The sequence below is a fragment of the Kordiimonas sp. genome, assembly GCF_048260245.1.
In the GTDB taxonomy this organism is placed as follows: Bacteria; Pseudomonadota; Alphaproteobacteria; order Sphingomonadales; family Kordiimonadaceae; genus Kordiimonas.
Genome location: NZ_JBLXGZ010000028.1, coordinates 23,641 through 47,879 on the forward strand (window position 1 = coordinate 23,641; position 24,239 = coordinate 47,879).

Sequence of the window (24,239 nt, forward strand, 5' to 3'; positions counted from 1 at the left end):
ACCACAAATAGAAGCGGGACAGATGATCAATATCTGCCCCGCAAGACTGGCTATTCGGTTAAGCAGCCTGCTCAACTATTACTGGACTGCCACTCGCGTTGACGCAACTCAATGCGACGGATTTTGCCCGAGACAGTCTTGGGCAGTTCATCCACAAAAGTCACTTTGCGGGGATATTTGTAAGGGGCTGTCACCGACTTGACGTGACGTTGCAGTTCCGCCCTCAGGGTATCTGATGGTTCATGACCGGGGGAAAGCACTACAAACGCGGCCACAACCTCGCCACGGGTTGCATCCGGGCTGGAGACCACCGCGCTTTCCATCACCGCCGGATGTTCTATCAACGCGCTTTCCACTTCAAACGGACCGATACGGTAGCCCGCCGAAAGGATGACGTCATCAGCACGGCTGACAAACCAGAAATAGCCGTCATTGTCGCGGTAAGCCCGGTCACCTGTCAGGTACCATTCGCCGCGAAAACAGGAGGCGGTTTTCTCTGCATTGCCTCGATATTCCTTGAACAGCCATAGTGGCCGCCCAGGGTCTACCCTGAGGGCGATATCACCCTCCTCGCCTGCGGGCAAGACCTGGCCCACCTCGTCTATCACGGCCAAATCAACGCCGGGCGCTGGTTTCCCCATAGAACCGGGCCGTACTTTGATGGATGGGAATGACCCGCACAGAATCACCGTCTCGGTTTGGCCATAGCCATCCCGGATCTCAAGCCCGGTAGCGCGGCGCCAGGTTTCGATCACCTCTGGGTTCAACGGCTCCCCCGCCCCGACACAGTGCCTCAGGTCTGGGAAGCGGTATAGCGAGAGGTCCTGTTGTACAAACATACGGTAGATGGTTGGCGCCCCGCACATGGTGGTGATGGGATAACGCGAAAACATTGCCAAGGTTGCGCTGGCGTCAAAGCCTGCACCGTGATGGACAAAAAGCGCTGCCCCCTGTATCCACGGAGCAAAGTAACTGGACCAAGCAGCCTTGGCCCAGCCGGTGTCGGAAATATTCCAGTGCAGGTCGTCAGGCGTAAGATCCAGCCAATAGCGGCCGGTGGTTATGTGGCCAAGATAGTAACCATGGCTATGGATAGTCATTTTCGGGTAGCCGGTCGTGCCTGAAGTGAAGTAGCACAGCATATCCTCGTCCGTGGCCGTATCAACGTTGTCAAAGTCTGTACTTTCTTTTTCGACCTCTGCCGAATAATCCAGCCAGCCCGGACGTTCTCCATCAACCAGAATGCGCGCTGTCAACCTGCCTCCGATACTGCCGACAGCGTCTACTTTCGCTGCATTTTCACTATCTGTGATCACCGCAACCGCTCCGGAGGCCTCGATCCGGTAATCAATATCCTTGGTCGAAAGCTGCGTTGTACCCGGTGACGCCACGATACCCGCCCGGATGCAGGCTGTCAGAAATTCCCACCAGGCAATCTGCCGCGATAGAATGATAACAACCGTATCGCCACGCCGGATACCCAACCGCGACAGCAGGTTAGCCGCCCGGCAGGATTGCTCGCTGAAATGTCGAAATGTAAGGTTGCGCTCAACCCCATTATCGTCGGTCCACAGCATGGCCCGTTTTTCCGGTACATCCTTCGCCCAGCGGTCAACAACATCGGTGGCAAAATTGCAGTGTGATTTTTGCGGCCAGCAAAACTCGGCGCGTATACGGTCATAATCGTCCATGGGATACCCCTTAAAGCGCCATATTCAAAACGCTGACCTGCGTAAACTCGTGCAGGCCTTCCTTGGCGAACTCCACCCCGATGCCGGATTGTTTCGCCCCGCCAAAGGGAACATCGGGGCCAAAATCAAGATGCTTGTTGACCCACGCCGTGCCGCACTCCAGCTTTAGCGCAACCTCTTTTGCCCGCGCGGGGTCACGCGACCATACTGAACCACCCAATCCGAAATCGGACGCATTGACCCGTTCGACAACGTCATCGATATTTTTATAGGCGATAACCGGCAGGATCGGACCGAACTGTTCTTCGTCAACAATGCGGTCCCCGTCTGTCACATCGCGTACGATAGTAGGTTCAACGAAGAAGCCCTTTCGTTCCTTGACCTTACCGCCGGCAATGACATGCCCGGCGTGGGCCGCATCGTCCAGAAACGTTTTCACTTTTTCGAACTGCATCCGGTTATTGAGCGGGCCGATCTGGGTACCCTGCTTGAGGCCGTCATCTACAATGGCCAGCTTGGCAAGCAGTGCCAACTCGTCACACATGGCATCGTAGATGCTCTCGTGCACATAAGCGCGTTTGAGCGCGAGGCACACCTGCCCGCAGTTCATGAACGCAGCCGAGTATATCTTTTGTGCCGTGTCCTTTACATCCACGTCATCAAGAACAATACCGGCGTCATTGCCGCCAAGCTCAAGGGTCAGCCGCTTAAGGGTTGCCGCCGCGCTGGCCATAACCTTGCGTCCGGTTTCCGTCGACCCCGTAAACGATACTTTGGCGACATCCGGGTGTGCGGTCAGGTACCCACCCAGATCGTTTTGGTCTGTGACTGTATTGACCACACCAGCCGGGAAAATTTCCGCGCAAAGTTCCGCCAGCATCGCGGCTGTCAGCGGTGTTGTCGGTGATGGCTTGATGACAAGCGTATTGCCCGCCAGAAGGGCCGACGGCAATTTGAAGGCAATGATAAGCAGCGGGAAATTCCAAGGGATAATGGCGGCAACCACCCCCAGTGGTTTACGCCGCAACTCAACCAGCTTTTCGGTGTCCGAATGCAAGGTTTCGACCGGCAGGTCAAGCGTGGCAGTATAGCGTATAAAAGCTTCCGTATAGGCGACTTCCGCCACGGCTTCAGATTGCGGCTTACCCTGCTCCATTGTCAGTACACGCGCAAATTCAGCCGCCCTCCCCTGAATGGCATCGGCCAGTTTGGTCAAGAGGACGCGGCGTTCGTCCACTGTCATGGAGGACCATGCTGGGAACGCCTTTTTCGCGGCTGAAACCGCCTCGCCAGCCTGTGCTTCGCTTGACCGCGCGACCTGCGCGAACGCTTCCTCATTTGCCGGGTTGATCACCGCCATATCTGAAGCGCCGTCTACCATCTTCCCATCAATCAAAAGGCGATACTGTTTCATTGAACTATCCTTCCCCTGTGCGTCTTCACGCCGTTTGCTGTTCGTCTCGTCCAAGCTCGTCAAGCATGGCTTCCCGCATTACAAATTTCTGGATTTTCCCGGTCACCGTCATGGGGTATTCGCGCACAAGCCGGATATGGCGAGGCACCTTGTAGTGTGCGATCTGTCCCTTGCAGTAGCTTCTGATCTGCTCGTCGTTCAGTGTGCTTCCTTCAACGGCAATAACCCAGCAACAGACCTCTTCACCGAACCGTTCGTCGGGTACACCAAAAACCTGCACATCCTGAATTTCAGTGTGGCTATAGAGAAACTCTTCAATCTCGCGGGGGTAGATATTCTCGCCCCCCCGGATGATCATATCCTTCACCCGCCCTGTGATATTGACGTAACCGTCACCATCCATGACCGCGAGGTCCCCGGTATGCATCCATCCCGCTGTATCAATAGCTTTGGCTGTCTGCTCCGCATCATCCCAGTACCCCTGCATGACGCTGTAGCCACGGGTACACAGTTCACCCTGCTTGCCGCGTTCAACAGTACCGCCGCTCTCATCAACAATCTTCACTTCGACATGCGGATGAATTTTTCCTACCGTACTGACGCGTTTTTCGATCGGGTCATCGGTAGTGCTCTGCAGGCTTACAGGGCTCGTCTCCGTCATGCCGTAACAGATGGTAACTTCGTCCATATGCATATCGCTGACGACACGTTTCATGACCTCCACCGGGCATGGTGAGCCAGCCATCACGCCCGTCCGGAGCCGTGACAGGTCAAAACTGTCAAAATCTTCGTGCTGAAGCATTGCGATAAACATTGTGGGCACGCCGTATAGCGCGGTGCATTTTTCTTCAGACACCGCCTTCAGCACCGCACTGGCGTCAAATGCTTCTGACGGGAACACCATGCACACGCCGTGGGTAAGCGCACCCAATACGCCCATCACCATACCAAAACAGTGATACAGCGGCACAGGAATACACAGGCGGTCTTCTTCAATAAGGCACTGACGTTCAGCAACAAAAAATCCGTTATTGAGAATATTGTGGTGCGTGAGTGTCGCGCCTTTTGGCAGACCGGTTGTGCCGCTCGTGAACTGGATATTGATGGCGTCATCCGGCTTCAGTTTTGCCCCGACCTCCCCCACTTCTGCGTGCGCTGCCGGTGTATGTCGGGACATGACCTGACTGAAGCTCAAGTATCCGGGCGGCGGCATGTGCGATATGGCGATGACCTGCTCAAGTGTGGGCACCTGATTGCGCGCCGTCTCATCGCTCAGGGCGCCAAGGTCCTGCAACATGCTGATATAATCTGATGTTTTAAAACGTGTCGCGGTAACAATGGCGCGGCAGCCTACCTTGTTGAGCACATAGCACAGTTCAGAGCGCCGGTACGCAGGATTAATGGTAACAAGCACCACGCCGATTTTTGCCGTTGCCAGCTGGGTCACCACCCATTCTGCACAGTTGGGCGCCCATATGCCCAGCCTGTCGCCCGGCTTGAGCCCCAGCGACAGGAGACCAGCGGCAAAGTCCGTCGCGGCCTGCGCCAGCTCCGCATATGTCCAGTGTATTTTCTGGTGTCTAACCACCAGAGCCGGACGGTCACCATAAAGCCCAACCGCGTCATCAAGCGCTTGCCCGATTGTCTGGAAGCGAAGCGGTGTCGCCGTCGCACCGTTTTCATAGCTTATTTGTCTACTTATCATCTGCATCCCTTAAGACATGGTCACAAGTTGTGGCGCCACCAGTGACATGCACCAGTGGCACCGCTTGCCTTAAATTTCGAAGCGCAGATTGGCTCCCCATGTTCTGGGTCGGCCATAATATTGCTCGATCATGCCAAAGAAGACACCGCCGTTATCGATGTTGCCGGAGAGGTCGAACGTCTGAACCAGATATTCAGCATCGGTGATGTTATTGACAAAGAAGCGCAGGCTCCAATTCGCATCATCGGGCAACCATGTCACCGAGGCATTGGCAATTGTATAGCCGTCTTCGGTTGAGGCTGGTGTTTGAACCAGCGCGAAGAAATGTTCGCTGCGATGCTGTGCATCTGCCTGTACGGCGAGACTGCCGTTTTTAAGCGGTATCTCGTAGCGCGCGAGCGCGTTCAGGTTCCATTTCGGTGTCTGTACTGGTGTCAGCGTCGCGCCCGGTGCAGCGGCTTCAACCAGACCAAGCGGCGTATCCACATCCACAGTGACGCCCGGCACATTGGTTACCTTGGCATCGATAAAGCCAACACCGAACAACAGATCAAGGCCCGCAGCCGGCGCGGCCTGAAATTCAAGTTCAAAGCCTTTGCTTTCACAGTCCGCATTCAAGGTGAAAGTATCAAGCCCGACGATTGAGAACGCCTGGCAGTTTTTGTAATCATAGTAATAGGCCGCACCATTCAAACGGGCTGTGCCAGAGGCAAAATCCAGCTTGAACCCGGCTTCGAACGCATCCAGCTTTTCAGGCTCATAGTTCATGAACTGGTCGGTTACAAAAACGTCCGTCGGCAATAGCGGCGCATTAAAGCCCCCGGATTTCACCCCCCGGTTCCAGCTTGCATACATCAGCAAGTCATCCGTCGGCTTATAGTCAAGCTGTACACGCGCCGACCAGTTTCCGTCGTTGCGCTCTCCCTCATAGGGTGGCACACCGTCGGCAATTTCCTCAATGTTGGGGTCCTGCCCGCTGGCCACGCCATCAGGGTAGAGCGAGAGCACACTACGGTAGCTGTGCGCCTTTTTCTCTTCGATCCAGCGGAAACCACCCGTCAGGGTCAGAGTCTCTGACATATGATAGCTGGCCTGCGCAAACAGGGACCAACTCTCGGTGTTGGTGGTATAGGGATTATCGAGGCCATTGGTGCCGCCGAGATCAGCCGGTGTCACACCAAACGCAATCGGCAGGAAGTCTTCAAACCAACCGGGCGCATAAGCGCCATTGGAATCATTGATATTCAGGTCAAGATAATAAAAGCCTGCAACCCAGTCCAGTTTATCTACCTGACCCGACAGGCGCAGTTCCTGCGAAAATTGTTCAACATCCGTGGTCAGGTAGAAGTTAAAATAGTTTATCGGTGAGGCGTCTGAATCTTCAATATAGTCTCGTTTCACTTCCTGGTAATCAGTGATGCTTGTGAGGCTCAGCCCGGAAAAGTCCCATTTCATCGTGCCAGAAAAGCCTTTTGTCTCAAGGTCATTACGACCATGGAAGTCATAGGCACCCGCATACACATCTCCATCGGTGTCATTATAGCCACCAAGGTTGCTGTTATCGGTATCCGGTGTCGGTGTGCTGTCCGGGTTGACCGCCGAAAGATACTCAAAAAAGCCGGTGCGAATGTCCTGCGAACCATAGCGCGCGTTCAGCAGCAGCGAAAACGTGTCGGTTGGTTCATAGAGTACCTGAAGCCTGCCCGCATAATCATTTGCGTTATTCAGCTTCTGGCCTTCACGGACGCGATTTTTCACATAACCGTCGCCCTGCTGGGTCGCCATTGATACGCGCGCCTGCAGGGTATCCGAAATCGGCACGTTAACAGCGCCCTCGGCTTTTACCCGGTTGAAACTGCCGTAGGTGATACTGCCGTAGCCTTCAAATTCACGGCCCGGCTTTTTGGTGATATAGTGCACCAAGCCGCCAGTGGCATTGCGGCCAAAAAGCGTACCCTGTGGGCCGCGCAGTATCTCAACCCGTTCCATGTCAAACAACATGAAACCTGCGCCTGACATCTGGCTTATGTAAACTTCGTCCACATAAACAGCAATCGGGCTTTCAACATTGGTGGTGAAATCGCTGTTGGCGACACCACGGATGCCGATGGCATAGTTTGCTTCACCGTTCGGCTGGATCGTGCTGACCCCGGGGGCAAGTGCAGTGACTTCCTGTGCGTTTGTATAGCCAAGTCGCGCCATCTGCTGGCCGCTGAGCGCCGTGATCGCGATCCCCACATCCTGCTGGCTTTCCTCACGCTTTTGCGCGGTAACCAGAATTTCTTCGAAAAGAACAGAGCCTCCCCCCTGGCTCGCCTGTTCATTTTCCTGAGCGCCATAAGCCGCCGCCTGCATCAAAATTGGCATACTGGCTGCTGTAGCGAATTTTATGAACCGTTTCCCATCCGTGTTTTTCATTTTCGCACTCCTCTCTTGGCGCCAAAGGGCGCCCCCCTGATGATTATGAACCTAGTTGTCCGTGCTGCTTGCCCCTTGCAGCATGGTTATTAGCTCTGCCCGAATTTCCGGTGCTTCTTCAATTAGCGGCATGCCTCTAAGGCTGCCAATCTCTTGGGCCGTGTACGGCTGAAAGTCGTTTGACAGGTTTTCCGGGTCGTATTCCTGCAACAGCCAATTCAGAAGGTTTGCCAGGCTCTGGTCATCCAGCGGTGCATAGGCCACCCCCGGTACCTGCCCAAGATATGCACGACCGCCATCTACCGCTAACAAGCGCGCGACAATGCCGCGCATGTCAGGCGCACCGCCCTGCGAACCGGCGCCATTTGCCTGATGGCAACCCTGACAATTAAGCATCCAGTCGTTGCGGGCCTTTTTCACGGCAATGTCAGGAAGCACGGGCATAGCCCGCGCTTCTTGTGATGAAATTACTGGTTTTTGTTGGCCTTTGGCCTGCACCGTTTGCGCCACAAAAGCAGCACCGAATAAGGCCAGCCCTGTGATCAGATATTTCACTTTGCGGCCTCGCTTTCGGCGTCCGCCTGCGGACGAAGCTGCATCAAGGTGCGAGCATTTTGTCCTGCCATGGTAGATTTGATGTTGGCGACTTCTTCAGCGCTGAAAGGCCGCGCGTCCGTCGCGCCATTCAATTCCATCATCACATAATTCAATGTTTCGGCTGTGCCCTCATCCTTTAGCCAACTACCTTGCGCAGGCATTATGCCCCGGTAGGTTACCCCGGCCACTTCCAGTTTCCCGGCCAGCCCCTTGTTCAGCACCATGACCAGATATTGACGGGCCTCTTTTTCCGTAAACCATGCCGCAGGCTTACCCGTCAGTGGAGGAAAGGCTCCGGGCACACCCGCTCCATCAGCCAGGTGACAGGCCGCACACCGCTTGTAGAGCTTGGCCCCTGCTTCCAGATCTGTGGCGCCCAAAGGCGATGTCATCCCGACAGCCATGGCAGCAGCAAAAAACTGAGACATCCGCATCCTCAGTCCTCCAGCGCGAGGCCGATAATCACGGCTGTGGAGCAGGTGTAAACCGAGCTTTCAGTGCCAAGGCACCAGTTGGTGTCGTTGTTGGCCTGCGGGCGCACCATCGGCTTGTCAGATTCATTGCGGTTGCACAGGCACCGACCACAACTCGTCTTGCCGCAGCAGTCGTTGTAAGAGATGATATAATGCTTGCTATCCGCCGGGTTCTGGCACGTACCGATCCAGGTGATTGGCGACATTTCTGTGCCCGGTGGGCAGGAATTTTGCGTGCCGCCGCAGCAAGAACAGAGAAAGCCATCAATTGCGCAGTAGCGCCAGTAGTCACAGCTTGTCGGGTCGCCCGGGTCCTGCACGTTACCGGTGCTTTGTGGTGCCACGCCCTCGTAACCATTGGATGGGACACCTTGCCCGCTTTGCCCCGCCCGCGCCACAGGCAGCAGCGGGATCGCCGCGCCGCCGACCAGCGCGGTACCAAAGGCGGTCAATAACCCGCGCCGGGACGTTTTTTGCGCCATGCGGCGGCTCAGTTTTTCAGTAATTTTATCCATCGAAACCATGTTATGTCCCCTGGTTTAATCAGCCGTGACGCGCCGCTTCATATAGTCCTGGATAGACGCCACACCGCGTTCTTGCGCTTCAAGAAGGCTTTCAAGGTGCTCGCGCGAATTCACAATACCCATCGCGGCAATCGCGCCGTCTGGGCCAACCAGAACGCCATATGGCAATTTGGAAACACCTAGCGCCCGGCCCAGCTCTTCGGAGACGACATAGTCAAATCCCTCAAGATTGTGGGTCGAGATAAACCCTCTATGATCCTTGCTCGCACCGTCACTCGCCAGCACGACTTCCAAGGTCTGCTTTTCAGCGCCTGCCAGCGAACGAATGGCAGGCAGCAAGGTCTTGCACACCGGACAATCAGGCGAGAGGAAGAAATACAGCCTGCTGCGGTTACTGCTATCGGTAAGGATTGACCTCCCCGCGAGAGTCGTCAGCGGCAGAGCGGGTACCTTGTCCCCCACCTTACGTTGGTTGTTCACCGCCAGCGCTCCAGCGGGCGCGATACGCTCATGCAACACGCCAACTTGCCGCACCAGAGCCAGCACAGTCAGTCCGAGCACGATATTAGCCACCCACAAAAGCGCGTGGGACATGGAAAGCAACGAGGTCATTGAACCCCTCCCCTGTTTAGTTGTGGCAAGGCAATGAGCGCTTCCACGACCAGATAATTCATCAGCAACGCCGCGGCGCCAAAGGCCGCGAGCGCCACATCCGCGCCCGAAGGCACCTCTTGTGCTGGCGCGAAAGCCAGAACCAGAGCCGCGATTACAAGCCCAAGATTGCGCCACAACAGCGCCCCGCGAAGCGGTATCGTTTTTCCAGAAAACGAGCATCCGCAATCGGCTGCGGTGCGTCCCGTCAACACCGCCTTCGCGATCAACAGGCCATAGCCCGCAAACAACACAGCAGCGACAACCGCTGCATAGATTGACGTTGCTGGTGCCAGTAGGGCCACCGCAACGGTGAACTCACTGAGCGGAACGAGGGGAATCAACACACCAGCAACGCCTTGGGGGAACTCGGCATAGGTCTCAACCGATGCCTTGAAGCTTTCCATATCTGTCACTTTTTTGTATGCACTTGCACCAAGCACAATTGCGAGAAAAAGCTGGATCGTCAGAGCAGCGGCTATATCCATCATCAACCCCTATCTGACCGCATGCATGACAAAGGGGGAAATAGCGAGATCGCCGCCAATCATACGGACGAACCCGCCATTGGCCGCATCGTAAACTTCAATCTCGGACTTTATGGTCGACACCACCAGAAGCGGTTTGGCTCCGCCTGTTATCTCGATGGACAGCCCCCAGCTTTTAAGCGCATAGCGACTTTCAACGGCGCCACTTTCGGGGTCAATTACCCATACCTCACCGCCTCCATTTTTGTGGTCGCCTTCGCCTGCTCCCTCGTTCATCAACAGGTAGAGTTTACCGGTTTCCTCACTCGCAGCGATCACCTGCCATCCAGCGGGTCGGTATGCCCCGCCAGCGGCTGCACTACCGGCCACGGCCCAGCCCTTGACGGGGACAGCCCCTGCCGCGCCGTATTCAATCGCCTGCACCCGCCCTTTAAAGCTGGGAAAATACGTACGATCGCCAAGCAAGGCCGTCTTCATGAATAGCGGGTCCTCGTCAATGGGATTAAAGGCACGGCTAGACTGGCGGGATGCCAGTTGCCCGCCATCATCAAGCGTAAAGGTGGTCATGCTGCCATTACCGCAAAGGGTACCGAAGGAGCGCATCCCAAAGGGATAGACCAGACTGCACCCGGGTATTTGTATTTCATTGACGATTAGCCGGGCATCAAGGTCTATGATTGAGACCGACGCCGCCGGCGTAAAGTTGAAAAGATAAAGGAATTTCTCATCCGCGCTAAGGCCCAAGCTTGCCTTCTGGGTGACCGACAAGCTGCGCTTTCCACCCGGCAAGGCAACCTCACCGATAGGGGCAAGGTTCGCACGGTCATAAATCGTCAGCACATCCGTGCGCTCACCCCGCGTACCCCGGGAATAGAAAGTTTCCGCCACGTAAAACTCGGGACGGGTCCTGGGTGCAATGAATGAGGCAAACTGCCCGGCACCCACAGCCCCTTTATATTGGCGGGTTTCTGCCATGGGGTCCAAAAGGACGACCTTACCGTCAATCAGGCTCATAAAATTCACGTCATGAACATAAATCCAGTGATCAGGATATGACTCTGGCAACGTCTCAACCTTGGGGAGTGGTTCAACCGGTAAATCCTGCGCATTCACTGCACAGGTCAGCAACGCTACGGCGCCTGAAATTGCCAGAAGTTTCCTCATGTCCTGCTCCCCTGTCGCGTAAATATAGTACGTACGTCCTATTTAGTACATATGTCCTATATTTTAAAAAGGCACAGCCTGTCAAGCGATCACAGCAGTCATGCTGTAACGTCTTGAAGATGAGCATTAATCTGTGATCGGACTTAAGCTATCGCTGGATCGAAACCGTTAATATTTTCGGGAGTCGCCGTTTTGATCAGATGGAGAAAGGAGCGTATGGCAATGTGAGATATTTGCGGCGTCCGGTCGCTCCAGCGTCGGCCGTAGCCGAGGAACATGGTATGCCCCTCAAATGAGGAGGACATAAACACCGCCAAAATTTCCCGTTCGCTGACGCTAAGCGCAGGATTAATGCGCTGCGCCATCTCCATCAGCATGTCACGTACATGCCCATACATGGTGTTCATCGCCTCTTGCGCAAATGGCTCATGGTTTGCCAAAGCCCAAAGCTCGGGGAAAAAATGTGTCGTTTCCTTCGTCGTGAGGTCATCTATGATAAAAGAAATAATTTTGGCGAACTGTTGTTCAGGGGTCAGACTATCGTCTGCCATTATGTCGTCCCACCACCCCATATACCCCTGTATCACAGCTTCCAGCAGGTCCTGCACCAGGTCTTGCTTACTCGTGTAATAATAGGAGAGATTTCCAACGGTGATACCTGACATCTTGGCGATCCGCCGCATGGAAAGTGCAGCATAACCTTCGTCAATCAGGATATCGCGCGCAGTGTTAAGAATAACTTCAACACGCTTCCGTCCTTTTCGAGAACTCGCCTTTTCATGCCGCCCTTGAAGCGTCAGTGTACGCATTGTCTTACTTTCCCGATGCCGCTGACCTAAAATTGCTCCGTCTGGCCTATTACTAGGCGTGCCATCAGAAAATTACAACGAATAGTGGGGACAGCTTGGCAGCAAAGCAAGGTCCACGCGGCCACCCCAACTTTAGCACTAAACCCGCCGCGATAGCGCCGAGTAGCCCACATTTGCAGAAACTTACAAATGGGCTAAACCGGGAAAGCCGTGTCAATCTCGCGCTCAATTGCCGACCCTTGGCCATCCGGCAAAATGTGCGCCACGCACCGCATGCAAGGGTCAAAGCTTTGGATTGCGCGCTGGATATCGATATAGGACATGCCATCGCGTCCCCCCTCGGTCGCGATTAGTGGACTACCCAAAAGTGCAGCTTCAAGTGGGCCTGGCGCCCCAGCGTCCGTACGAGTACCGATATTCACACGTGACGGGATGCTGATGCGGTAGGTATCGACCCGTCCTTCATCAATCACAGCCCAATGCGCCAGAAAACCACGGCTTGCGCCCCACAGCCCAACACCAAGCCGTCGACCGGATGGCATCTCCCCCCCTTCGGTGCGACAGCTTGTTTCTCCCCCCCGCACGTAGCCAAGCGCGAGCTCAAGGTTTTCTGCGGTCACCGCCACATTGAACGCCAGCACATTGGCCCGAGCGCGGTTCCGTTCAAACGCATTCCAGACTTCGGGGATATTCCATTGCAGCAACATTTCACCCTCACTGCCTGGGTATGCAAATTCAATACCGTGGCCCGTGGTCGCAAAATATTTACCGACCCTGCGCCCTGCAGCCGCAGTCAGGTATAGCCGGGCATAAGCACCAACTTCGAACCCCTGCTGGCGCCACGTCAAGCTAGACCCCCAACTGTATGCGCCCACGGGTACCGCGCTCCCCACCTTACCAACTCGCCGGTTCCAGGGATGGTTCGCGCCAAGCTTATTGCCGCGAGCGTCGGCAAAAACACGGTCCGCACCATCCGCGCGGTCCACCGCCTGGAGAGAATGCGCAGTGCCCTCTTCAAGCCCGGCGTTAAGCTCGCTCAAAGAACCGCAAACAAACTGTCCGTCTATGACAATGCCCGGGCTGGACCAACGTCGACTGCCCCAATCATCACAATCCACATAAGCTGCATTGTAGTGTTCCGGGTCATCCCATTGACCAAAATCCATAAGTGTGGCTGCACCTCTGCCAAGGTCGAAGTAGCCCGGCTCCGCTTCGAGAAAAAAGTCGAATACGTCATCCCAAATTAATGCCGCCTTGACACTATAGGCCGCGAAAGGTGCAATAGCGTCGCGGAAAGCCAGCAGCGTCGTTTCGTCAACCGAAAGCGTAACCCCCCCTGGTACAATCGATTCAGAATGAGGATATTTACCTCCCAACAGGCTGTAGGCCTGGCGCGCCAACCCTGCCATCCTGAGGGCCTCCCTGTAGAAGCTCCCCTCACCTTTATTGAGACCCTCCAGAATGTCTCCCACCGTGCGACAACCATGCTGCCGTTGCCCTCGCGCCGATGTCTGCCGTGCACGATCCCACAAGCGTGGGCTCGTCCGTTCCACCACCGAGCGCGAAAAGTCCGGCCCGGCGAGCACAAACAGATGCATGACGTTATCGTTAAAATATTGGCAGCTGAGCAGCAGGTTACGAAGCACTATACCGAGGGGTGGCGGTGCAATGCCGAGCGCCATCTCGAGACACAAAGCGGACGCCGTCGCATGAACCCCGCCACACAACCCGGACGCCAGTGCGCTCATTCGGCCCACCTGGCCCAACTCCCGGCCTGGAAGGAGCGCTTCGTAGCCCCGGTGTGGGGTGGCAACAGACGCCACTTCAGTTATGCGGCGCTCAAAGGGGTCGACCCGACAAAAAACTTCGGACCGGCCGCTGATTTTTTCCGCCAGATCGCCTGTACCTGCCGCTGCAGAGAGCTGTGTGTCAATCAATCGCCTCAGGGCTGGCCCGGGACCAGACATGCCGCCCGGAATAAACTGCTCATCCATCTTATATGTCTCCTGCCGAATTACATTGCGGTGGCCAGTGCCGCGTCTGGCACGCCCCAGGCAGGCGCATCGATATGGCCATACCAGGCCATTGCCGGCGCATCGCCATAAAGCGCGTTTTTTACCTTGATCCAGGCCTGATTACCCCAATCAAAATGCCAATAAACGATGGGGTCATTGAGGAAGCCTTCACTGCGCATCGCCCAATCAAGCAGGCGCCGGTTCCATAGCCTTTCATCCTGATCCGCAATCCTGCCTGCTGCCAGTTCACGTTCAAAATAGTCCGCTACTGCAAGTTCATTCATTTCTTCAAATGCGGAACCCATATTCAGCAAGGCCATGGTTTTCCTGTCCCGCAGGATAACATCCACCGATGAGCCGGTAATATGTATAGGCCAGGTACTGGCATTTTCCTTGTCGTACACACGAGGGTCGCGCACATACTGGAGCGCATAGGCTCGCAATACATCTTCCCCAGCATCGGGGTTTTCCTCGCGTCCACGCTCGTAGAAAAATTCCCATAAGCCCCGCTGGCAGGCGATGGGACGATAAGCGTCAAGGATCATTACCTCCGCGCCGTAAACAGCCAGCAAGCTATTGACACGCTGCAGCTTCTCGGCAATCGAACGCCTGAGCCAACCTTCCTGCCGCGCACCTCGGATCGGTTTGTGGTAGGGTGGATTCGTACCGTCATCAATCGCATGCCAGGAGCGGAAGGCGACATCGTAATCCCTGAGATTGACCAAGGGCTCATGATATCTCGGGTCTTTATCATCCACCGGAATTTTATTGTGCGGCTTCCGTATCGGCTTCAGATCGGCCCGCACCAACCGGTGATCAAAATCATACATCGGACACCTGCCTTTCCGCTAGATAGTCAAGCTTGCCTGCAAAGATGTTGCTAGCGTATCTGCCTTCTCCAACAGCAAGTGCGCGCAATGCTGCGCAGCGGTTTGGGGAAAGCCCAAGCGCCAACACCTTGAAACCGGCCATTGGCATATCAAATAAACGTTCTATGCACCGCGCTGTCGGGATGGTGTCGGAGGCCGCCAGCAACTTCTGGAATTCTTCATCTGACTGCAAGCAGTTGGTATTCAATTCATGTTCCAGCTGTGGGTAACGCGCACCAAGATCCGGATCGACCGCAAACACATAATTCCAGTGGCTGACAACCGCGCCAACATCTGCCAGTAACTGGGCAAGAAAGGCCTCCTGTGTGCCGGTGACATTGATGTCGTTAATCACGATCACCGGCCTGCCCCCAAGCTCTTGCATAAGGCGCGGCCGGTCCAGAGCCTCGTCCTGACGTCGGCGGTTATCCGCACGAACGCTAAGCCCAGCCATGGCATATCCATTCCCTGCTATTGGTCGTGAGAGACGCGGTTCGACCAACGTCAAGCCGTCAAGCCTGTCAGCAACGGCACGCGCCATAAGGCTGGCGCCAGCAGGCAGGTGGAATATAGGAGGCGCCATCAAAGCCCAACCTGAAAGATCTGGATGACACTCTCTTATCCGGTCCACCGTCCTGGCGAGTATATCAGCATAGAAATCCACGGCCTGCTTCTGCCCCAGCTTCATAGCCGGGTATGTAGTAAAAAGAGGATGGTCCATGTCCGCCGGCCATTCGTCAATCACCCGCGCCACATGATAGGTTTGCTGGTTTTGCCCTTGCTCATCCATACTGTGTCCTCCCCGGACAGAAGCAGGCCGCGCGAACAATCAAGTCCGCGCGGCCTGTCTTATTTAGTGTATTTCAAAGGCGGAACTGTTCGCCATTTCCTTGTTGTGCGCGGCCCTTTCCTCAGGGCTCATGGAAGACGCAGCGACAGAATCAAGCTCTTTGCCTTTGCCCAACGCGCCATTTGCCAGGAAGCTAAAGTCTCTTCCCAATTGCTGCGCAGCACCGTGGCAACCTTGGCACCCGCCAACATCATAGGTGGGTGCTGGCACCGCGACGCCCTGCTGCACGCCAAGTGATACATTTTTATAGGTGCTAAGGTCGGTATCGCCAGAGACACCCGCCGCCGCAGGGTACAGGCATGTCGTCGAACCTTTGTCGCCGCGACAGTTCACCAGATACCCACCATTGCTGCCTTGGGGTACGCCACCATTTTTGAGAACACCCGAGAAAAGCTGAACGCCCGGCTGGCTGCTTTCAACAGCAATATTGGCCAGATAGAAATCTGGTGCTGTCGTGTCGCTGGTTGGTCCCGCCTGAACACCCTTCAACCGGTAGTTCGCCCAGATATTATCCGGGTCGGCTGCTATGATCAGTGAGCGAACGGCATTGTTGGCGTTATTTACCTCACTAGTAATGGTCTTGGGTTGCACCACCGTCGTAAACCCGGTGCTGACCGTGCCCTCAGTTGGCAGCGACGTCGTCGAGTTCACATTCGAAGCTGGCGGTTGGCCGGGCGCGATATCGTCATAAGCGCCCGTGTAAGTGGCCGTCACCGGGCTGGAATGCGGGCTTTGATAAGCCACGTTGGCATAGGTTGTCTTGTAGGCCGGATCAACGATACCACCGGCCTGATCGCGGGTTACGGCATCAACATGCTCAAAGGTACTGAAGATAAACTCCGGATAGTTGGCCGTCTTGTGGATTATATGGATCGCGACAAGAGCGAAAGTGTCTGTCACGAGCGTCGGCGCATCGCTTCCGTTATCAACCCAATAGTTTGCGGTCGCCTGGTGATAATCGTTCGGATCAGAGAACTGAATATCGCTGATCCGGCGCCAGGCGGTCTTCACCTCAATCACATCATCCGGGAAATTCCAGGACTGGCCAGACGAGGGACCATAGCTCATATTGTAAGCATAGGTAGTTTCTGACGCACTGACCTTCGCCATAAAGAGAACAGGGAAGTTCGGGTCTTTCGATTGTTGATAATAAAGAAAGTTCTGGCCGATCTCGTTGGTTTCATCTAGATAGACATAGTTCTTCCCCGTCAACTCAACGGCAACCTTGTTACTGTTGTCCTCGTAGTAGGTACGGTAGACTGGCGGCTGCCCTACCTGCGACGCTGGTTTGCTTCCCGTGTAGTATGGAAACGCTTCTGTGCGGTGGTAAAAGCTTTCAAATACCAACGGATTTGCCAAGGTCGGAGATTGCCCTGTCTTGATGAACGTGCTGCTACTGCTTGGCGTCCCCCGATCTGTCCCGGAAGTCAGGGTGGCATCGGTCTGCTGCATCGCGGCAATAAACAGGCGCCATGCATAATAAGCCTTCTGACTATGTGTCGCGGATGGACTGAGGTCCCCGGGAAACATCACATTTGTCGCCGTCAACTCCGACGAGGTAATCGGATCACCGGAGCCATCCGGCATTGATTGCATGCCAACGGCGGCATACCCGCAGGCCCCCAGGCCCAGCACCACCGCTGCTGCGGCTGTATATCGTCTCAACATTTCTGCTCTCCCTTTCATGGAAACTATCTGTCGTCGTACGCTGCACTACTCAGGACGAAAGTGATTGCCGGTCAGGCCGGCACAGACCAGGCATGGCCTGCCGGGATCTCTCCCTTGGCAAGCGGAGCCTGGTAATTTACGGAAAAATTGACGTCGAGCGGCGCAACCCATATGCGCGCCGACATATTGACTTTGTAGAGCTCGAAAAGCTCGTCATCATCGTCGCGCTTCTCGTTATAGACCCTGCGATCAATCAGCTCATAGAAGCCACGGTCGACAAAGTCATCCCGAAGCGCCACATGCGCTGTTTTCACACCGTCAGAGACCCACCATTCAAACTTCATTTCGCTATTGCAACGACTGACGCAATTAGGGTTCTGCATCACAGTCAGCGCGTCCCTCGCTCCAGCATCAGTGACAAAGTTTATTGAATCCAGAACACCGGGGCCAGGGTGACCGGACACCACCGACAGATTATCCCGGCTCCAGAGCCCATCTGTCGACAAAGCCATCGCGGCCATCTGCATAGCACGCCAGCCAACAGCGGTTCCCCACCACAGCGACTGCCGGTGCTTTGCTGTGCTTTCCTGATAATCAAGCGTGAGAAGCGCGCCCTCATCCTTGATGCGCACGACAAGTCCCTCAGTCGGCAGAAGCCGAAGGGCTGTTGATTCATCCATTTTCGTATCCTTTCAAAAAGTAATCCGGTCAACAAATGCGCGGCAGCTGATCGCCGATCAGCATGTCGACAATGCGTGTACCGCCAAACGCGGTATTCATATGCACCCGGCCAGGATGCCCATCCGCGAGAATGGTGCCGATATCCGCGCTATCTGCGCCGTATTGATGTTCCTTGAGTGCGTTGAGCGCGGCGGAAGCTTCCTGTTCCGGCACCACCATCACCAGCTTGCCCTCGTTGGCGAGATAGAGCGGGTCCAGCCCCAGGATTTCACAAAAACCCCGCACTTCAGCACGAAGCGGCGTTTTATCCTCGTCGATCGCAATGGCGCAACCTGACGACTCTGCAATCTCGTTCAGAACAGCCGCCACGCCGCCCCGGGTTGCATCCCGGATGAAACGCGTACCCGGCGCGGCGCTGAACAGCGCCTCGATCAAGCCGCCGAGCGGTGCACAGTCACTTTTGATTGCACTTTCAAGGCACATGTCACCGCGCGCATCCATAATGGCTGCGCCGTGATCACCCAGATAACCGTTCACAAGGATACGGTCGCCGGGCCGGGCGGTAGAAGACCCCAACTGCCGGGCCTCGCTTATGACCCCAACCCCTGCTGTGTTGATGAATATCATGTCGCAACTGCCACGCTCGACCACCTTGGTGTCGCCGGTGACGATCTGGACGCCTGCCTCACGTGCTGTATCGGCCATCGACTGGACAATCTGTCTCAGCGTATCGACAGGCATGCCTTCTTCGATAATCATTCCGCAGGTCAGATACAGCGGCGTAGCGCCACCGACGGCAAGGTCGTTGACGGTGCCGCATATCGCCAGCTTGCCAATGTCACCGCCGGGAAAGAAAATAGGGTCAACGACAAAACTGTCAGTGGTCAACGCCAACCGGTCACCTATTTTTGCCAGGTCCGCCAGATCGAACCGCGCCTGATCTTCAAGCGTATTCAGGTGCGGGTTCGAGAAAGTGGCCACGAACACATCGTCGATCAAATCCCGCATAGCCTTACCGCCGCCGCCATGGGCAAGGGTAATCATCGGGCTCTTGAGCTTGCCTTTGCGGACACGGGTGTCACCGCCGTCCTCCGCATTCACCTTGCTGACCACATTCATACCCCGACCTCCTCAAGCTCGCGGACGACGGGACGCGTCGGCTCGTTCTTCCCGGGTTTCTGGCCGAAGCGATAATAAGCCGCGCAAGCGCCCTCGCTTGAAACCATAAGGGCCCCGAGAGGGATTTCCGGTGTACAGGCGGTACCAAAAACTTTGCATTGATTGGGTTTGATTGCGCCCTTGAGAACTTCGCCACACTGGCAGGATTTCGGGTCCGCGATCGTAACCGACGGCACGGTGAATTTTTTCTCCGCATCGAAGGCTGCATAAGCATCTGTCAACTGAACACCTGAATGATCAATCGAGCCGAGCCCGCGCCATTCGAAAAACTCGCGCAGTTCAAACACCCTGGATATTGCATCAAGCGCATTGGCGCAGCCGTCCTCAGGCACCACACGGTTATACTGGTTTTCAATGCGGGCTTCACCAGCTTCGAGCTGCTGCAGAACCATCCAGAGCGACTGCAGAATATCGAGGGGTTCAAATCCCGCAACCACTACCGGACGACGGTAATGGTCCGCAATGAACCTGTATTGGTCATTCCCGATCACCATGCTGACATGACCAGGGCCGAGGAACCCGTCAAGCATCAGGCCTGGGCTATCAAGCACGGCCTTGATCGTCGGAATAATCGTAATGTGATTGCAAAAGAGTGAGAAATTGGAAATGAATTCCTCTTCCGCCTTCAAGACCGTCAGTGCCGTGCTGGGCATGGTTGTCTCGAACCCGAGAGCAAAGAAGACGACCTCCTTGTCCGGGTTTTTGCGCGCGAGGCTAAGCGCATCAAGCGGGGAATACACCATGCGCACATCCGCGCCATCCGCCTTAGCCTGCAACAAGCTTTTACGGGACCCCGGCACCCGCATAGCGTCACCAAAAGTGGTGAAGATCACATTCTCCTGCTCCGCAATTGCGACGCAGTCATCGACCCTGCCCATGGGAAGCACACACACGGGGCAACCCGGGCCATGAACCAGTTCAAGGCTATCCGGCAGCATATTATCGATGCCGTATCGGAAAATGGTGTGGGTATGGCCGCCGCATACCTCCATGATATAGACAGGCCGTCCAAGTTTCTCAGCGAGGCCGCCGGCTATCTTCTCAATCTCGACCAGAAGGACTTTCGCCTTCTCAGGGTCACGGAATTCGTCAACATATTTCATGATTGGCCCTACTCTTTTTTAGATGCTTTCCCCAGATGGGTATTTGCCCCGGGACTGGATGCTTTCCCGAGGTTGCCGCGATCATCGGCAAGAAGCGTGTGAACCAGGTCCCAAAGGACGTGGTAGATCGTGACGTGGCATTCCTGAATGCGATGAATGCTGTCTGATGGCGCTACAAGACAATGATCAAGCCCCATGGCCGCCATGGTACCGCCATCACCACCCGCCAGCCCGATCGTGGTGACATTCTGTTTTCGCGCCACCTCAAAAGCACTGACGATATTGGTCGAATTACCGCTTGTTGAAATGCCGATAAGGCAGTCACCGGGCCTGGCCAGATTGGCAACCTGACGCGCAAAAACATGGTCAAACCCGACGTCGTTCGACAGAGCTGTTATCAGCGTTTTGTCGGCTGTCAGATCATAAGCTGCGAGCGCAGGCCGACCGGTAGTTACTGGATGTAGAAACTCAACCGCGATATGCGATGCATCGGAACTCGACCCACCGTTTCCCATCGCAAACAACCGTCCGTCAGCACGGTAGGTGGCCGCGATGGCTTGGGCGCACCCAACCATGGCTTCGCCATTCTGGGTGTAAAAGGTGTCTATAACGATGCGGTGCTGGTCTACCTTCCGGTTAATTGAGTCCAACAGTGCCGTTTTCATTCGGCCGATGTCGCTTTTTTTATTGTGCAGGAACGGATACAGCGACTGTAACGCTTCCCTGTTTTTTGTGGTTGTCATTGGATCCCCCCGATCATCAGCTAGCGGGCGCCAGCTTGCATGGCATCGAGTTCTTCCTGCATCTCACCTAGCTCCGTCAGCACCGACAGCGTCGCCTGCGCTTCCGCTTCGTTGATCCGGCTCATGGCAAAACCTACATGAACGAGAACCCAATCTCCGATAAACTGACCAAGGTTTCCGCCTTCTTCGGCAATACAACTGAGATTGACGGCGCGTTGGATGCCGCCCACGTCCACCATGCCCGTTTGTTGTGCCTCGTCACTGATGCTGATTATTTTCCCCGGTATTCCTAAACACATGATCACTCCCTTTCCTGACAGTACTGGATGCTGAATTGCGCTTGATGTCTTTGGTATCTTTTGCAATTCGGGCCGCTGCAATCACCGCCTGGCCCAGTGCTATACCGCCATCGTTGGCGGGGACTTCAGCATGGCTGATGCAGCGGAATTGGCGATTGCTCAGCTGGAGATTGAGAGCTTCAAACAGGATGCGATTTTGCAAACAGCCTCCAGACAGGATCACATCGCCAAATGTGTGGTCGGCGCGCAAACGCTCGACCGTGGTAACAAGCGCCGCCACAAGGCCAGCGTGAAAACGGGTGGCGATCGTGGCTGCACTCACACCCGTTCGTATATCTTCTAGAAGTGGCAGCCAGATGGTGGCCGCGTCCACCTCAAGGCCCGGCAGCCCATCAGCAGCAAGGTCCTTTTGCCGCACCGTAAACTGATATGCGCCGGTCACAGTGCCCCATATAACAGCATCTACGTCAGCCAGCATTTCAAGCTCAATCGCCGCCTGGCCTTCAAACTGGATCAAATCCGGGTACACTCCCACAGCGGCAGCAACGGCGTCGAACAGGCGTCCCGCAGAACTTGCTGGCGGGCAATTGAGGCCGCGTGCCATCATCGCCATCACCGTACCTATTGGCTTGTCAGCAAATACAGTGGCCAACGGTATTTCGCCGAAGCGATCAACGAAGTCACCGTAGGACATAGCCGCAAGAACATGGGCAAGCGCATTACGCCAGGGTTGTCTGGCAGCCATGGCGCCGCCCGGCATAGGCACTGGTTTCAAGCTCGCCAGCCTTTCAAAACCTTCATATGTTGCCAGCAACACCTCACCGCCCCACAAGGTATTGTCGGCGCCAAAACCAAGGCCATCCAGCGCGATGCCCAGCACCGGCGGATGATCAATAGACAGGCCGCCTTCCGCCATGGCAGAAGCAATATGCGCGTGGTGGTGCTGAATCTGATGAAGCGGTAGCTGGCCCTGATCCGCATCACATTGCCCCCGCTTGGAGGAAAGATAATCCGGGTGCATGTCGGTCGCCAGTTGGGTAGGGGTGAATTCGAACAGCTCCTGATAAAGGCTGAGGTTTTTCTCATAATCTTCACAGGTGCGGAGGTCTTCAAGATCACCTTGATGCTGCGACACCAGCGCACTGCCCTTTCGCAGCATGCAGAAAGTGGCTTTCAACTCCGCGCCATAAGCCAAAATCGGTGGCGCCTTATCAAAGCCCCCGGGCAGTTGGATTGACCGCGGGGCATAACCACGGGCACGGCGCATTACCCGCGGTTTACCTGCCATGTACCGCACCACCGAATCGTCGATACGGTTGGCAATATCCCTGTCGTGGCAAACGAACATATCCGCAATATGACCAAGCCGCAGGAGCGCTTCTTCATTGTCAATAATCTGCGGTTCACCCGATACGTTGCCGCTTGTCATCACCAATGGGCCACCAAAGCGCTGGCATAGCAACGCATGAAGCGGCGTATAAGGCAGCATGAAACCAAGAAGGTTGCTACCCGGGGCGATGTCGGGCGACAAGATCGGCATATTGATCGGGTCTCGCCTTATGTCGAGCAGAACGATCGGTGCAGCAGGACTGCTAAGTACCTTCCACTCCTCACTGCCAAGCTGGCAATAAGCACTAATGCGTTCCCGTTCATGGCACATCAACGCGAATGGCTTTGCATACCGTTGCTTACGACGGCGAAGATTTCGAACTGCTTCATGATTGCTGGCATCACAACAAAGGTGGAAACCACCGATACCCTTGATTGCGACGATATCACCAGCATGCAGGGCTCGCACCGTGCGGACCAACACCGCCTCGGTATGGGCGCGCATCGCAGCGGCCTTCGCAGGACCAGTTGGCCCCTCACATTCGCCGGGTATAAAAATACGCGGGCCGCATTCATGGCACGCCACAGGCTGGGCATGAAAACGACGATCAAGCGGGTTTTCATATTCTGATGCACAGGCCTTGCACATGGGAAAGGCACGCATGGTGGTACCTGCTCTGTCGTAGGGAATATCTTGGATGATTGACAGGCGCGGACCACAATGGGTGCAGTTGGTAAAGGGATACAAATAACGCCGTTCACTTGGGTTCATCACTTCATCAGCGCATGCGCTGCATGTTGCTGCGTCGGCCGTCACTTCTGTGCTGGTCTGTCCCTTGCTCGATTCTGTAATACGAAAATCGCTATAGTGCCGTCCCTTGTCCGTAGGTCGACATTCTATTCCGTCAATTTTCGACAGCGGCGGTGCGTTCAGCCTTAATTTAGCAACAAAGGCCTCAATCTGAGCACTACTGCCTGCGAGGTTTATCACCACACCCTCAGCGTCGTTAAAAACTTCGCCGTTTATCTGGCACTCATGGGCAAGCCGGAACACTGTCGGCCTGAAACCAACCCCTTGTACCGTGCCTTTGACACGTATCTCCTGATTTTCAAATAACATGACTATTCCCCACGCCTCGAAAGAGGAAACTCGGGACTGCTGCAAGATCACTCAGGTACACGATGTATAAAGACGGAATATAACTCAGGCGCTTTGATACACCTATTACGATAAATATCTTCACTAATAAGTGTATCAAAGTACACGAAACTAGCAAATCAATTATTCTAACTGAGTGAAAAAGGCCCCACAAACCGACAGAAACTCAACGAAAGTAATTTTTAAACAACTGAAAAATATAGAATATTTAAAATATTGAAGGCCCTGATCAAAACTGGATCGTCGAGCAAACCCTAGCGCACTGAATTTACCTTATTAGGTGTATTAATGCTCTCAATTGAAATTACTGTCATTTTCTATCAGTTCAAACTGAGGCAACAACAGAGCATGCCGCTGAGACATTCCCCTTGTTGCCAGCAATGAACTGCTCATCGGCGGCGATCTGGTGA

General features: G+C 55.1%; 21 protein-coding genes. All 21 read right to left on the reverse strand.

The window, feature by feature from the left end; translation table 11 throughout:
- Nucleotides 1–71 precede the first annotated feature (71 nt).
- Nucleotides 72–1,691: an AMP-binding protein gene (locus ACN0VM_RS13445; RefSeq protein WP_417451407.1), complete on the reverse strand. Its 1,620-nt coding sequence runs from the start codon at nt 1,689–1,691 to the stop codon at nt 72–74.
- Nucleotides 1,692–1,701: 10 nt separating this feature from the next.
- Complete coding sequence (locus ACN0VM_RS13450) at nt 1,702–3,105, reverse strand: aldehyde dehydrogenase family protein (RefSeq protein ID WP_417451408.1); 1,404 nt, start codon at nt 3,103–3,105, stop codon at nt 1,702–1,704.
- Nucleotides 3,106–3,130: 25 nt separating this feature from the next.
- Nucleotides 3,131–4,810, reverse strand: a complete 1,680-nt coding sequence (locus ACN0VM_RS13455) for an AMP-binding protein (protein ID WP_417451409.1) — start codon at nt 4,808–4,810, stop codon at nt 3,131–3,133.
- A gap of 69 nt (nt 4,811–4,879) precedes the next feature.
- Nucleotides 4,880–7,228, reverse strand: coding sequence for a TonB-dependent receptor (locus tag ACN0VM_RS13460; protein ID WP_417451410.1), 2,349 nt, complete (start codon nt 7,226–7,228; stop codon nt 4,880–4,882).
- A gap of 51 nt (nt 7,229–7,279) precedes the next feature.
- Nucleotides 7,280–7,672, reverse strand: a complete 393-nt coding sequence (locus tag ACN0VM_RS13465) for a c-type cytochrome (protein WP_417451411.1) — start codon at nt 7,670–7,672, stop codon at nt 7,280–7,282.
- 107 nt (nt 7,673–7,779) lie between these two features.
- Nucleotides 7,780–8,253, reverse strand: a complete 474-nt coding sequence (locus ACN0VM_RS13470) for a c-type cytochrome (protein ID WP_417451412.1) — start codon at nt 8,251–8,253, stop codon at nt 7,780–7,782.
- An 8-nt stretch (nt 8,254–8,261) separates the two neighbouring features.
- Complete coding sequence (locus ACN0VM_RS13475; protein WP_417451413.1) at nt 8,262–8,822, reverse strand: methylamine dehydrogenase light chain; 561 nt, start codon at nt 8,820–8,822, stop codon at nt 8,262–8,264.
- Nucleotides 8,823–8,837: 15 nt separating this feature from the next.
- A complete protein-coding gene (locus ACN0VM_RS13480; protein ID WP_417451414.1) occupies nt 8,838–9,434 on the reverse strand; it encodes a redoxin domain-containing protein in 597 nt (198 codons plus the stop codon).
- The gene (locus ACN0VM_RS13485; protein WP_417451415.1) at nt 9,431–9,961 is read right to left on the reverse strand and encodes a MauE/DoxX family redox-associated membrane protein; all 531 of its coding nucleotides are present in this window, start codon (nt 9,959–9,961) and stop codon (nt 9,431–9,433) included. Before ACN0VM_RS13485 ends, ACN0VM_RS13480 begins: the two co-directional genes overlap by 4 nt.
- A gap of 9 nt (nt 9,962–9,970) precedes the next feature.
- Entirely contained in the window at nt 9,971–11,125 is a 1,155-nt protein-coding gene (locus tag ACN0VM_RS13490; RefSeq protein WP_417451416.1) for an amine dehydrogenase large subunit, read from the reverse strand.
- Between the two features lie 143 nt (nt 11,126–11,268).
- On the reverse strand, nt 11,269–11,934 hold the full coding sequence (locus tag ACN0VM_RS13495) for a TetR/AcrR family transcriptional regulator (RefSeq protein ID WP_417451417.1): 666 nt from the start codon (nt 11,932–11,934) through the stop codon (nt 11,269–11,271).
- 194 nt (nt 11,935–12,128) lie between these two features.
- Nucleotides 12,129–13,928: a nickel-dependent hydrogenase large subunit gene (locus tag ACN0VM_RS13500; RefSeq protein ID WP_417451418.1), complete on the reverse strand. Its 1,800-nt coding sequence runs from the start codon at nt 13,926–13,928 to the stop codon at nt 12,129–12,131.
- Between the two features lie 20 nt (nt 13,929–13,948).
- Nucleotides 13,949–14,779, reverse strand: a complete 831-nt coding sequence (locus ACN0VM_RS13505; RefSeq protein WP_417451419.1) for a M15 family metallopeptidase — start codon at nt 14,777–14,779, stop codon at nt 13,949–13,951.
- On the reverse strand, nt 14,772–15,608 hold the full coding sequence (locus ACN0VM_RS13510) for a hypothetical protein (RefSeq protein ID WP_417451420.1): 837 nt from the start codon (nt 15,606–15,608) through the stop codon (nt 14,772–14,774). The genes ACN0VM_RS13505 and ACN0VM_RS13510 overlap by 8 nt, the downstream gene beginning before the upstream one ends.
- A gap of 63 nt (nt 15,609–15,671) precedes the next feature.
- On the reverse strand, nt 15,672–17,336 hold the full coding sequence (locus tag ACN0VM_RS13515; RefSeq protein WP_417451421.1) for a hypothetical protein: 1,665 nt from the start codon (nt 17,334–17,336) through the stop codon (nt 15,672–15,674).
- A 71-nt stretch (nt 17,337–17,407) separates the two neighbouring features.
- Nucleotides 17,408–18,016, reverse strand: a complete 609-nt coding sequence (locus ACN0VM_RS13520) for a hypothetical protein (protein ID WP_417451422.1) — start codon at nt 18,014–18,016, stop codon at nt 17,408–17,410.
- Between the two features lie 28 nt (nt 18,017–18,044).
- Nucleotides 18,045–19,136: a hydrogenase expression/formation protein HypE gene (gene hypE, locus ACN0VM_RS13525; protein ID WP_417451423.1), complete on the reverse strand. Its 1,092-nt coding sequence runs from the start codon at nt 19,134–19,136 to the stop codon at nt 18,045–18,047.
- Nucleotides 19,133–20,299 (reverse strand): hydrogenase formation protein HypD, encoded by a 1,167-nt coding sequence (gene hypD, locus ACN0VM_RS13530; protein WP_417451424.1) that lies wholly within the window; start codon nt 20,297–20,299, stop codon nt 19,133–19,135. The genes hypE and hypD overlap by 4 nt, the downstream gene beginning before the upstream one ends.
- An 8-nt stretch (nt 20,300–20,307) precedes the next feature.
- Nucleotides 20,308–21,042: a D-sedoheptulose-7-phosphate isomerase gene (locus ACN0VM_RS13535; RefSeq protein ID WP_417451425.1), complete on the reverse strand. Its 735-nt coding sequence runs from the start codon at nt 21,040–21,042 to the stop codon at nt 20,308–20,310.
- A gap of 20 nt (nt 21,043–21,062) precedes the next feature.
- Nucleotides 21,063–21,341 (reverse strand): HypC/HybG/HupF family hydrogenase formation chaperone, encoded by a 279-nt coding sequence (locus ACN0VM_RS13540; RefSeq protein WP_417451426.1) that lies wholly within the window; start codon nt 21,339–21,341, stop codon nt 21,063–21,065.
- Nucleotides 21,301–23,790, reverse strand: a complete 2,490-nt coding sequence (gene hypF, locus ACN0VM_RS13545; protein ID WP_417451427.1) for a carbamoyltransferase HypF — start codon at nt 23,788–23,790, stop codon at nt 21,301–21,303. Before hypF ends, ACN0VM_RS13540 begins: the two co-directional genes overlap by 41 nt.
- Between the last annotated feature and the right edge of the window lie 449 nt (nt 23,791–24,239).